9 protein-coding genes are annotated in these 11,296 nt (G+C 60.9%); 2 read left to right on the top strand and 7 right to left on the bottom strand.

What is annotated here, in order from left to right; translation table 11 throughout:
- Positions 1-137 precede the first annotated feature (137 nt).
- From LIX91_RS25320 to LIX91_RS25290, 7 genes are all read right to left on the bottom strand, one after another.
- On the bottom strand, positions 138-1,064 hold the full coding sequence (locus LIX91_RS25320) for an ABC transporter permease (RefSeq protein ID WP_226489394.1): 927 nt from the start codon (positions 1,062-1,064) through the stop codon (positions 138-140).
- The gene (locus LIX91_RS25315; protein ID WP_003414642.1) at positions 1,064-2,164 is read right to left on the bottom strand and encodes an ABC transporter permease; all 1,101 of its coding nucleotides are present in this window, start codon (positions 2,162-2,164) and stop codon (positions 1,064-1,066) included. Before LIX91_RS25315 ends, LIX91_RS25320 begins: the two co-directional genes overlap by 1 nt.
- Before the next feature lie 11 nt (positions 2,165-2,175).
- Positions 2,176-3,729 carry an ABC transporter ATP-binding protein gene (locus tag LIX91_RS25310; RefSeq protein ID WP_003414645.1) on the bottom strand — a complete coding sequence of 518 codons (1,554 nt, stop codon included), beginning with the start codon at positions 3,727-3,729 and terminating at the stop codon, positions 2,176-2,178.
- Positions 3,730-4,261: 532 nt separating this feature from the next.
- Entirely contained in the window at positions 4,262-4,855 is a 594-nt protein-coding gene (locus tag LIX91_RS25305) for an IMPACT family protein (protein ID WP_003414648.1), read from the bottom strand.
- 32 nt (positions 4,856-4,887) lie between these two features.
- Positions 4,888-5,550 (bottom strand): TetR/AcrR family transcriptional regulator, encoded by a 663-nt coding sequence (locus LIX91_RS25300; RefSeq protein WP_003318629.1) that lies wholly within the window; start codon positions 5,548-5,550, stop codon positions 4,888-4,890.
- Between the two features lie 94 nt (positions 5,551-5,644).
- Positions 5,645-7,042, bottom strand: coding sequence for a uracil-xanthine permease family protein (locus LIX91_RS25295; RefSeq protein ID WP_226489393.1), 1,398 nt, complete (start codon positions 7,040-7,042; stop codon positions 5,645-5,647).
- Between the two features lie 186 nt (positions 7,043-7,228).
- On the bottom strand, positions 7,229-8,149 hold the full coding sequence (locus LIX91_RS25290) for a LysR family transcriptional regulator (protein ID WP_003414652.1): 921 nt from the start codon (positions 8,147-8,149) through the stop codon (positions 7,229-7,231).
- A gap of 111 nt (positions 8,150-8,260) precedes the next feature.
- Here LIX91_RS25290 and LIX91_RS25285 point away from each other — a divergent pair, with 111 nt between their 5' ends.
- Both LIX91_RS25285 and LIX91_RS25280 read left to right on the top strand, forming a co-directional pair.
- Complete coding sequence (locus LIX91_RS25285) at positions 8,261-9,607, top strand: aspartate aminotransferase family protein (protein WP_003414655.1); 1,347 nt, start codon at positions 8,261-8,263, stop codon at positions 9,605-9,607.
- 91 nt (positions 9,608-9,698) lie between these two features.
- Positions 9,699-11,192 (top strand): CoA-acylating methylmalonate-semialdehyde dehydrogenase, encoded by a 1,494-nt coding sequence (locus LIX91_RS25280; RefSeq protein WP_003422228.1) that lies wholly within the window; start codon positions 9,699-9,701, stop codon positions 11,190-11,192.
- Positions 11,193-11,296 lie beyond the last annotated feature (104 nt).

The raw sequence follows: 11,296 nt of genomic DNA, 5'->3' as shown, positions 1-11,296 counted from the left end.
TATCGTGGGAATGCCGTTCGTGACGCTCTGCGTCACAGATCTGCGCCGCGCTGCGCATTCAGGATCGGACGCAGAGCGTCCCGAACGGCATACGACGCGGAGCGTCGCACGATAATCCATCAGGTATGTGTAAGCCATCAATGCCCCGCCCGCCATGGCTGTCCCAGCGATACCGGCGCATACAGCCGGGTGCGCAAGGCGTCGCGGGAGAGCAGGACGAGGACGATGATGGTGGCCACATACGGCAGCATCGCCAGCAGGTTGGATGGGATGGCCAGGCCGATGCCCTGCGCGACCAGGTGCAGAATGCTGGCCAGACCGAACAGGTAGGCACCCAGCAGCAGGCGCCACACGCGCCAGCTGGCGAAAACCACCAGTGCCAGGGCAATCCAGCCACGCCCGGCGCTCATGTTTTCTGCCCACATCGGCGTGTAGGCCAGTGACAGATAAGCCCCGGCCAGCCCGGTCATTGCGCCGCCGAACAGCACCGCGAGGGTGCGCACGCGCAACACCGGCAAACCCATGGCGCTGGCGGCATCGGGGTTTTCACCGACGGCCTGGATGATCAGCCCGACGCGGCTTTTCAGCAGTGCCCAGGCGACCAGCGCGAACAAGGCGAAGGACAGGTAGACCAGCAGGTCCTGAGCAAACAGCATGCGGCCGATCAGCGGAATGTCGCTGAGCAGCGGGATGGCGACCGGCTCGAAACCGCTCAACGGTTTGCCGACCCAGGCGGCCCCGACGAAGCTGGAAAGGCCGACACCGAAGATGGTCAGCGCCAGCCCGGTCGCGACCTGATTGGCGTTGAACACCAGCGCAACCAGGGCAAACAGCGCCGAGAGCAGCATGCCGGCGAGCATCGCCAGCAGCACGCCGAGCCAGAGGTTGCCGGTGTTCAGGGCGACGATGAAACCGATCACTGCGCCAAACAGCATCATGCCTTCCTGACCGAGGTTGATGACGCCGCTTTTTTCACAGATCAGCTCGCCCAGCGCCACCAGCAGCAAGGGGGTTCCGCAACGGACCATGGCGTAGAAAATATTGCTCAGCAGGTCGATATCCATCATACGGCTCCTGTGACGGGTGTCATCTGGCGCTTGGCCCAGTGCAGTTTCAGACGTGGGCGATAGAGAATCAGCACATCACAGGCCAGCAGGAAAAACAGCATCATCCCCTGAAATAACTGCGTGATTGCCAACGGCAGGTTCAAGGTCATTTGCGCGCTTTCCCCGCCCAGATACAGGAGGGCGATCAACAGGCTGGAGAACAGAATACCGATGGGGTTGAGGCGGCCGAGAAAGGCCACAGTGATCGCGGCATAGCCATAACCTGGCGAGACCTGGGGCACCAGCTGGCCAATCGGCCCGGTCACTTCCGATACGCCCGCCAGCCCGGCCAGCGCGCCACTGATCAACAGGGCCAGCCAGACCAGGCGTTTTTCACGGAAGCCGACAAACCCGGCAGCACGCTTGTCCAGGCCCAGCACCTTGATCTGAAAACCGACGAAACTGCGTTGCAGCAGCACCCACACCGCGACCAGCGCAAACAGGGCGAAATACACGCCGATGTGCGCGCGGCCATCCTCCATCAACAGCGGCAGACGGCTGGCGTCGCCGAAGGTCGCTGACTCCGGGAAGTTCATGCCGGCAGGGTCCTTGAGCGGCCCGTGGACGAAGTACAGCAGCAAGTTGAGGGCGATGTAATTGAGCATGATGCTGGTGAGAATTTCATTGGCGTTGAAATGCGTGCGCAGCCAGGCGGTCACGCCCGCCCAGGCCGCGCCGGCGAGGGTGCCGGCCAGCAACACCATGACCAGCGCCCAACGACTCTCCATCTCGATGATGTTCACCGCCACGGCACTGCCGGCCAATGCGCCGAGCAGCAACTGGCCTTCCGCCCCGATGTTCCAGATGCGCGCCTGATAGGCGACCGCCAGACCCAGCGCGCAGAGCAGAATCGGCAGGGTCTTGACCATCAATTCCGACAGGCCATACCAGTCGCTGACCGGCGCGATCAGCAAGGTGTGCAGCGTCACCACAGGGTTCAGGCCCAGGCCGATGAACAGCAGCGAACCGCAGACCAGGGTCAGCACCGCAGCCAGTAAAGGGGAGCACCACAACATCGCGCGCGATTGCTGGCCGCGCGGTTCCAGAGAAAGCAGCATGTTTTGCTCCGTTAACCCGGCACGTGGGCTTGGGTTTGAGAATGATCGAACTGTCCCGCCATCCAGCCGCCGATTTGCACGGTGCTGGTCTGTTCAGTGGGGATCAGGTCGGAAAGCTGTCCGCCGCTCAGGGCGGCGAGTCGGTCGCTGATCTGGAACAACTCGTCCAGGTCTTCGGAGATCACTAGAATCGCGGCCCCCGCGTCGCGCAAGGTAATCAGCGCCCGATGGATCGCCGCTGCAGCGCCGACATCCACGCCCCAGGTGGGATGCGCGGCAATCAACAGTTTCGGCTTTTGCAGGATTTCCCGACCGAGGATGAATTTCTGCAGGTTGCCGCCCGACAGGCTGCGCGCCGGGCCCTGTGCATCCGGCGTCTTGACTGCAAAGCGCCGAATGATTTCGTCAGCCAGCGCGCGCACCTTGCTGCGCTGGATCAGGCCATTGCTCACCAGCCCTTGCTGGAAGGCGGTAAGCAGCGCGTTGTCGGCAAGACTGAGTTCCGGTACTGCGCCATGTCCCAGACGCTCGGCCGGGACGAATGCCAGGCCACGCTTGCGCCGCGCATCGGGGCGCAGGTTGCCGACCGGGGCATCCTCAAAACGCAGGGTTGCCGCCTGGGCGTGGGGCAAGGTCTGTTCGCCGCTGAGCAGCGCCAGCAATTCATCCTGACCATTACCGGCCACGCCCGCGATACCGACGATTTCGCCGCTGCGCACTTCCAGGCTGAGGTCTTTGAGTGAGCAGCCGAACGGGTCCGGGTTGTGCCAGGACAGTTTGTCGATGCGCAAAAAGGCTGTGCCGCCGCTGACTTTCTCATACTGAGCGGTCAGCCCTTCGGCATCGCCGACCATCAAGCGCGCCAGTTCCAGATCGGAGCAGTCAGCGGGAATGCAGTGCCCGGAGACCTTGCCGTTGCGCAACACGGTTGCGCTGTGACAAAGCGCGCGCACCTCGCCCAGTTTGTGACTGATAAACAGAATGCTGCAGCCTTCTTGAGCCAGATGCCGCAGGGTCACGAACAGTTCCTCGGCTTCTTGGGGCGTCAACACCGACGTGGGTTCGTCGAGGATCAACAGGCGAATGTCCTGCATCAGGCAGCGAATGATCTCGACTTTCTGCCGCTCACCAATCGACAGGCTGTGGACCAGCCGCTGGGGTTCCACCGCCATGCCGTAGCGTTGTGAGACCTCGCGGATGCGCGGCTCCAGTTGTTTGGGCGTGCCTGCCGCTGCGCCCATGGCCAGCGCGATGTTTTGCGCGACGCTGAGGGTTTCGAACAGCGAAAAATGCTGGAACACCATGCCGATGCCCAGGCTTCTGGCCTGCGCCGGATTGCGCATGGTCTGCGCCTGGCCTTGCCAGATGATCGTCCCTGCGTCGGGCTGCGTCACGCCATAGATGATCTTCATCAGCGTGCTTTTGCCCGCACCGTTTTCACCCAGCAGGGCGTGAATCTCTCCGGGCTGAATCGTCAGGTCGACAGCGTCGTTGGCCAGGCAGCCGGGATACCGTTTGGTAATGTGGCGCAGTTGCAGGCGCGCAGGTATCGCGTGGTTTGACATGAAAGGCTCTGAGGCAGAAGTGGGTCGCGTGTGGATAAAGCAAAATCCTGGCCAAGGAGTCAGGATTCGCGTCCGGCACGCGGAATCAAGGCCAGGCACGGAGTTTTCGGCCCTGTCACCGGCCTTCGCCCATCGAGCGCGCTCGTTTCGGCACCAGTTCGGGGCGTGCATGTTGAACGCGGGCCAATGTGGCCCTTTGATTTGAGCAAAAAATGTACAGCGGACGTGGAGGGCGGTGCGCTGAACCAATGCGCGACCCTTGCACCTGTTATCCACAGGTTCTTCCACAGATACTGTGCGCAATCGGGTTGAGTGAGAATAATGCGGCGGCGGTTAACATCCAAAGGCACTAAGAAGCGCTAACAGGCTGTTTTTGCACTCTTTATGGATCCACGCACGGCAATTGCTCAAAAAACGATCATTGGCCTGAAACGCAAGCCCGGCAAGGCTCGCGGTGGAGTGTGCTCAGCTTATCCACAGCTGGATGCACAGTAGATGTGGGCAGTTTTGACATGTTGCGCAAAGGCTCCGGCTATTGCTCCGGCGCTGCGTGCAGAAGGATTCTGCCGCGACTCAAGTCAGCCAGTTGGCGCTGCAGGGTGTCGGTGTGCTCGGGGCCGATGGCGATGGACATCTGCACACCGTTGGCCATGAAGTTTTCGCTTTCCACCAGCCCGTTCAATTCGCCGAGACGCAGCTTGACCAGCGCCAGCTCACTGAAGCTGCATTCAAGGTGGAACGACGCGCGCTGGATCAGCGGCAGACGCTCGGCCTGCTGCAGACATTTGTTGGCACCGCCGCCATAGGCGCGGGCCAGGCCGCCGGTTCCCAGTTGAATACCGCCGTACCAGCGGATCACCAGCACCACGACCTGATCGAACGCCTGCGCTTCGATGGCGGCCAGAATCGGCCTGCCTGCAGTGCCGCCCGGTTCGCCGTCATCGTTGCTGCGGTATTGACCACCGAGCTTCCAGGCCCAGCAATTATGAGTGGCGTTCAGGTCACTGTGCTGCTCGATGAACGCCTGCGCGTCGGTCGGGCTGGCGATGGGGGCGGCGAGGGTGATGAAGCGGCTCTTGCGGATTTCTTCACGAAACTCGCAAGGGCCGACCAGGGTAAAAGGCATGCGTGTGTCCAGCTGACGTCAAGGCGACGATTCTACAAGGCTGGCGGCGTGAGCCCACAACCTTTGAGGATGATCCGAATGAGATTGTTGCTGGCCTGATCCATGTCCTGGCGCGTCAGTCGGGAGCGACCGGTGACGCGACAGATCTGCGAGGCGAAGTCGGCATAGTGCTGGGTGCTGCCCCATAGCAGGAAGATCAGGTGCACCGGGTCGACGGGGTCCATCTTGCCGGCGTCGATCCAGGCTTGAAAGACCGCGGCCCGGCCTTGGAACCACAGGCGGTAATCCTGGCTGAAGTACTCGCTCATGCATTCGCCGCCGCTGATGATCTCCATGGCGAAGATCCGCGAAGCCTGTGGCTGGCGGCGCGAGAACTCCATCTTTGCGCGAATATAGCGGGCCAGCGCCTCTGCCGGGTCGTCTTCGACGCTGAGGTGGTTGAAGGTGCTGTCCCACAAATCGATGATGTTGCTGAGCACCGCGACATACAGGCCGAGTTTGTTGGTGAAGTAGTAATGCAGATTGGCTTTTGGCAGCCCGGCCTTGATCGCGATGGTGTTCATGCTGGTGCCCTTGAAACCGTGGCGGGCAAATTCATCTTCGGCCGCCTGAATGATCGCTTCTTCGTTCTTCTGACGAATACGGCTTGCAGGCTTGGTGACGTGAGCGCTGTGTGCGGGGACTTCAAGGGTCATGGGCAATTCCGGACAGGTCGTAGGGCGCGACGGATGAACAGATAGCGCACCGGCGAGCATCTCGCAAGCGTCGGTGCGGGCGCGGCATGCAAAGTTATCGTGGTTGCTCCACAGGTTCGGGTTCCGCCGCATCGGCGGTCGGAACGGCGGCGACTTTGCTTTCCGGAATCAGCAGGCACATGACAATGGCCGTGATACCGCCGCTGGTGATGGCCGAATCGAACAGGTTCTGCACCAGTTTCGGCAATTGATGCAGCAGCGCAGGCTGCGCCGCAATGCCCAGACCGACACCCAATGACGTCGCAATGATCAGCATGCTGCGTCGGTCGAGCGGCGACTGGGCCAGAATGCGCACCCCGGCGGCCGCGACGCTGCCGAACATGACCAGCGTTGCGCCGCCGAGCACCGGCTTAGGGATCTGCTGAACGATGGCACCAATGTGCGGAAACAGCCCGAGCACGAACAGCACCGCGCCGATGTACAGCCCGACATAGCGACTGGCAACGCCGGTCAACTGGATCACACCGTTGTTTTGCGCAAAGGTGGTATTGGGAAATGCGCTGAAGGTCGCGGCGATCATGCAGCTGACACCATCACCAAGCACGCCGCCCTTGAGGCGGGCCAGGTAACTCGGGCCGCTGATGGGCTGGCTCGCGAGCATGCAGTTGGCGGTCAGGTCGCCGACCGTCTCGATGCTGCTGATCAGATAAATCAGCGCGACAGGCAGGAAAGCGCTCCAGTCGAAATTGAAGCCGAAGCGAAAGGGCATCGGAACGCTGATCAATGGCAGGTCGTGAAGGGGCTGCGGCACCAGTTTGCCGCTGAACCACGCGGCCAGACTGCCGACCGCCAGGCCAATGATGATGGCTGACAAACGTACCCAGGGCGTAGTCGAGCGATTGAGCACAATGATCACGGCCAGAACGAACGCGCCCAGCGCCAGATTCACCGGGGCGCCGAAGTCCGGCGCGTTGAAGCCGCCGCCCAGGTCCGTCACGCCCACCTTGATCAGGCTCACGCCAATCAGCGTGATGACAATGCCGGTCACCAGCGGCGTGATGACCCTTCGCAACTGGCCAATGCAGCGACTCAGTGCGATCTGCACCAGCGCACCGAAAAAGCACACGCCGAAGATCATCGCCATGATGTCCTCCGGGCTGCCGCCGCGCTGCTTGACCAGAAAGCCTGCGGACAACACGGCGCCCAGGAATGCGAAGCTGGTGCCTTGCAGGCAGATCATGCCCGCGCCGATACCGAACGGGCGGCGCGCCTGGATGAACGTACCGGTGCCCGAGACCATCAAGGCCATGCTGATCAGGTACGGCATGTATTGGGTCAGGCCGAGGGTCGAGCCGATGATCAGGGGCGGGGTGATGATTCCGACGAAGCTGGCGAGAACGTGCTGGAACGCTGCCAAAATGGCCGTCCAGGGTTTGGGGCGGTCGTTCAGGCCGTAGATCAGATCATCGTTGTCGAGTGTTTCAGGCTGCATGGCGAGGTCTCGGACGGGGAAATGCCATGTGCTGGCGTGTCGTTGTTCGGGACTACTGCAAAAAACTGTCCAGTTGCTCAGGTTATTTTTATTTGAGTCCGGTTATTTCAATAAATATCAGCCTGATAGCGCTTTCAACCCGCGCTGCAGCGTCTGTAAACCGGCTAGGTGCCGGACAGAAATGTGTCATCGGGTAGCGGCAAGTGTTTCCAGAAAGCTCTCCAGCACCAAATGAGGGCGCCGGCCTTTGCGGGTGACGGTCACCAGGTTGAGGTCGTAAAACTTCGAATCCGGTTTCAATGCGCGCAGCCTGCCTTCCTGCACCCAGGCGTTGGCGTAATGATCGGGCAGGTAGCCTATGTAGCGGCCGGTCAGAATCAGGAAGGCGATGCCCTCCCGGTCGGACGCGCTGGCCGTGCAGGTGAGTGCCTGATAGTGGTCCTGAACATCGTTGGGCAGGCGAAAGGTCGGAGCGATAGCTTCCTGTTGTGCGAGGCGTGCGTCATCCAGCGTGGCATTGTCGGCGTAAAACAGCGGATGCCCGACCGCGCAATAGAGCAGCGAACGCTCGCTGTACAGCGGATGATACTCAAGCCCCGGCAAGGCACTGGCCTGCGGCACGACACCGACATGCAGGCCTCCGTCGAGTACACCGCGCTCGACTTCGGCGGGGGCGATCATGCGGATGTTGATGTGCACGCCCGGCCCGCGCTCTTTCAGCCGGGCCAGGGCATGGGTGATGCGCATGTGGGGCAGGGTGACCAGATTGTCGGTCAGGCCGATGTTCAGTTCGCCGCGCAGGTTCTGGTGCAGGCCGTTGACCTCTGTCCTGAAACTTTCCAGCGCGCTGAGCAGTTGCAACGACGACTGATAGACCTCGCGCCCTTCGTCGGTCAGCGAAAAACCGGCGCGGCCTCGCTGGCACAGGCGCAGGCCGAGGCGCTGTTCCAGATCACTCATCTGCTGGCTGATCGCTGATCGGCCAATGCCGAGCACGCTTTCAGCCGCAGAAAAGCCACCCGCCTCGACAACGCTTTTGAATAGGCGCAGCAAGCGGATATCAAAATCACTGACCTGCGACACCGGATCGGAACGACGGATATTCATTGTTTAGTGTTTACCAAACCAAAGATCGTAAAAATCGGGTTTTATGAACTTTAGCCGCGTGGCACCTTGGCTGCAATGACCGATCGTTTAGCGCCTGCGAGGCTTGCTCCCATGAATATGTTCGAAGTGTCCGATGTGCCTGTCACCCGTCAGTTGAAGCTCGATGCTCACTGGATGCCCTACACCGCGAACCGAAATTTCCAGCGCGACCCGCGCATGGTCGTGGCCGCGCATGGCAGCTATCTGACAGACGACAAGGGACGCAAGATCTACGATGCGCTTTCCGGTCTGTGGACATGTGGCGCCGGGCACACTCGCAAGGAAATTCAGGAAGCCGTGTCCCGGCAGCTGGGTGTGCTGGATTACTCGCCGGGCTTTCAGTTCGGGCACCCCCTTTCGTTCCAGCTGGCAGAACAGATTACCGACCTGACGCCGGGCAATCTCAACCACGTCTTCTATACCAACTCGGGTTCCGAGTGCGCGGATACGGCGGTTAAGATGGTACGCGCCTACTGGCGGCTGAAAGGCCAGGCGACCAAGACCAAGATGATCGGTCGGGCACGCGGCTATCACGGCGTGAATGTGGCGGGCACCAGCCTGGGTGGAGTGAATGGCAACCGCAAGATGTTCGGCCAGTTGATGGACGTCGACCACTTGCCGCACACCCTGCTTGCCAGCAATGCGTACTCGAAGGGCATGCCCGAGGCGGGCGGTATCGCGCTGGCTGACGAGATGCTCAAGCTGATCGAGTTGCATGATGCGTCGAACATCGCTGCAGTGATCGTCGAACCCATGTCGGGCTCGGCCGGTGTGATCGTTCCGCCGCAAGGCTATCTCAAGCGCCTGCGTGAGATTTGTGATCAGCACAATATCCTGCTGATCTTCGATGAAGTCATCACCGGCTTCGGTCGTACGGGCTCGATGTTTGGCGCCGACAGTTTCGGTGTCACGCCTGACCTGATGTGCATCGCCAAGCAGATCACCAATGGCGCCATCCCCATGGGCGCGGTAATCGCCAGCAGCGAGATCTATCAAACGTTTATGAACCAGCCGACGCCGGAGTACGCCGTCGAATTCCCTCACGGCTATACCTATTCCGCCCACCCTGTGGCGTGTGCGGCCGGGCTGGCGGCGCTTGAACTGCTGCAACGCGAGAACCTGGTGCAGCAGGCCGCAGCCGTCGCACCGCATTTTGAACGTGCGCTGCACGGTATCAAGGGCGCGAAAAACGTGGTCGATATCCGCAATTACGGTCTGGCGGGTGCCATCCAGCTCGCACCGCGTGACGGCGATGCCATCGTGCGGCCCTTCGAGGCGGGCATGAAGCTGTGGAAAGCCGGTTTCTACGTGCGCTTTGGCGGTGACACCCTGCAATTCGGGCCGACCTTCAATAGCCAGGCGCAGGATCTGGATCGATTGTTCGATGCCGTCGGCGAAACCCTGAACCTGATCGACTGACCGCGCTGGCAGCGCTCTCTTCTTATATACGTGCTTTTATCGCATCGGGTGTGAGCTGACTCACGCCCGCTGCCTTTATCCGGAGTTTTCCATGAGCAGCATTCAACACCTGATCCACGGCGAGTTCGTTTCTGCTGAAGGTCGTAGCGCCAATGTGTTCAACCCGTCGACCGGGCAGGTTATCCACACCGTGGCGCTGGCCGATCGCGAAACAGTCCAGAAGGCAATCGACTCGGCCAAGGCTGCCTTTCCGGCGTGGCGCAATACGCCACCGGCCAAGCGTGCTCAGGTGATGTTCCGTTTCAAGCAGTTGCTTGAGCAGAACGAGGCTCGCATTGCCCAATTGATCAGTGAGGAGCACGGCAAGACCCTGGAAGATGCGGCGGGCGAGCTGAAGCGCGGTATTGAAAACGTCGAATACGCCTGCGCTGCACCTGAAGTGCTCAAGGGTGAATACAGTCGCAATGTCGGGCCGAACATCGATGCGTGGTCTGACTTTCAGCCGCTGGGTATCGTTGCCGGTATCACCCCGTTCAACTTCCCGGCGATGGTGCCGCTGTGGATGTACCCGCTGGCCATTGCGTGCGGTAACTGCTTCATCCTCAAGCCATCGGAGCGCGATCCCAGCTCCACATTGTTAATTGCCGAGCTGCTGCATGAAGCGGGGCTGCCGAAGGGTGTGCTCAATGTGGTTCACGGTGACAAGGTCGCGGTCGATGCGCTGATCGAAGCGCCGGAGGTCAAGGCGCTGAGTTTCGTCGGTTCTACGCCGATTGCCGAGTACATCTATAAGGAAGGCGCAGCGCGGGGCAAGCGCGTTCAAGCGCTGGGTGGCGCCAAGAATCATGCGGTGTTGATGCCGGATGCCGATCTGGACAATGCCGTGAGTGCCTTGATGGGCGCTGCCTACGGATCCTGCGGCGAGCGTTGCATGGCGATTTCGGTCGCGGTGTGCGTCGGCGATCAGATCGCTGATGCATTGGTGGCCAAACTGGTTCCGCAAATCCAGAGCCTGAAGATCGGTGCGGGCACGACCTGTGGCCTGGACATGGGGCCACTGGTCACCGGGCAGCATCGCGACAAGGTCGGCGGCTATATAGAAGACGGTGTGCAAGCGGGCGCGACCTTGGTGGTCGATGGGCGCAATCTTCAGGTTGCCGGGCACGAACAGGGTTTCTTCATGGGCGGCTGCCTGTTCGATCGCGTGACGCCAGAGATGCGTATCTATAAAGAAGAGATTTTCGGGCCGGTGCTGTGCATCGTGCGCGTGGACAGCCTTGAGCAGGCCATGCAACTGATCAACGATCACGAATACGGCAACGGCACTTGCATCTTTACCCGCGATGGCGAAGCGGCGCGTCTGTTCTGCGACGAGATTGAAGTGGGGATGGTAGGGGTCAACGTTCCGCTGCCAGTACCGGTGGCTTATCACAGCTTTGGTGGCTGGAAGCGTTCCCTGTTCGGCGACCTGCATGCGTACGGTCCCGATGGTGTGCGCTTCTATACCCGTCGCAAGGCCATTACTCAGCGCTGGCCGCAACGTGCTAGCCACGAAGCGTCGCAATTTGCCTTTCCGAGCCTGTAAATTCTGCGGAAGGGAGATCGTCTTTAAAGAGGATCTCCCGTCTTTGCTGGGGCATCGCAAGTCAGGGTGAAGATTTTTGAAATTAACGGTTGACGCGCTCTGTG

It is taken from the genome of Pseudomonas sp. B20 (assembly GCF_020515755.1).
Taxonomy (GTDB): Bacteria; Pseudomonadota; Gammaproteobacteria; order Pseudomonadales; family Pseudomonadaceae; genus Aquipseudomonas; species Aquipseudomonas syringae.
Note: the sequence above shows the minus strand (reverse complement) of the source record. Positions and strands in the feature narration are given on the sequence as shown.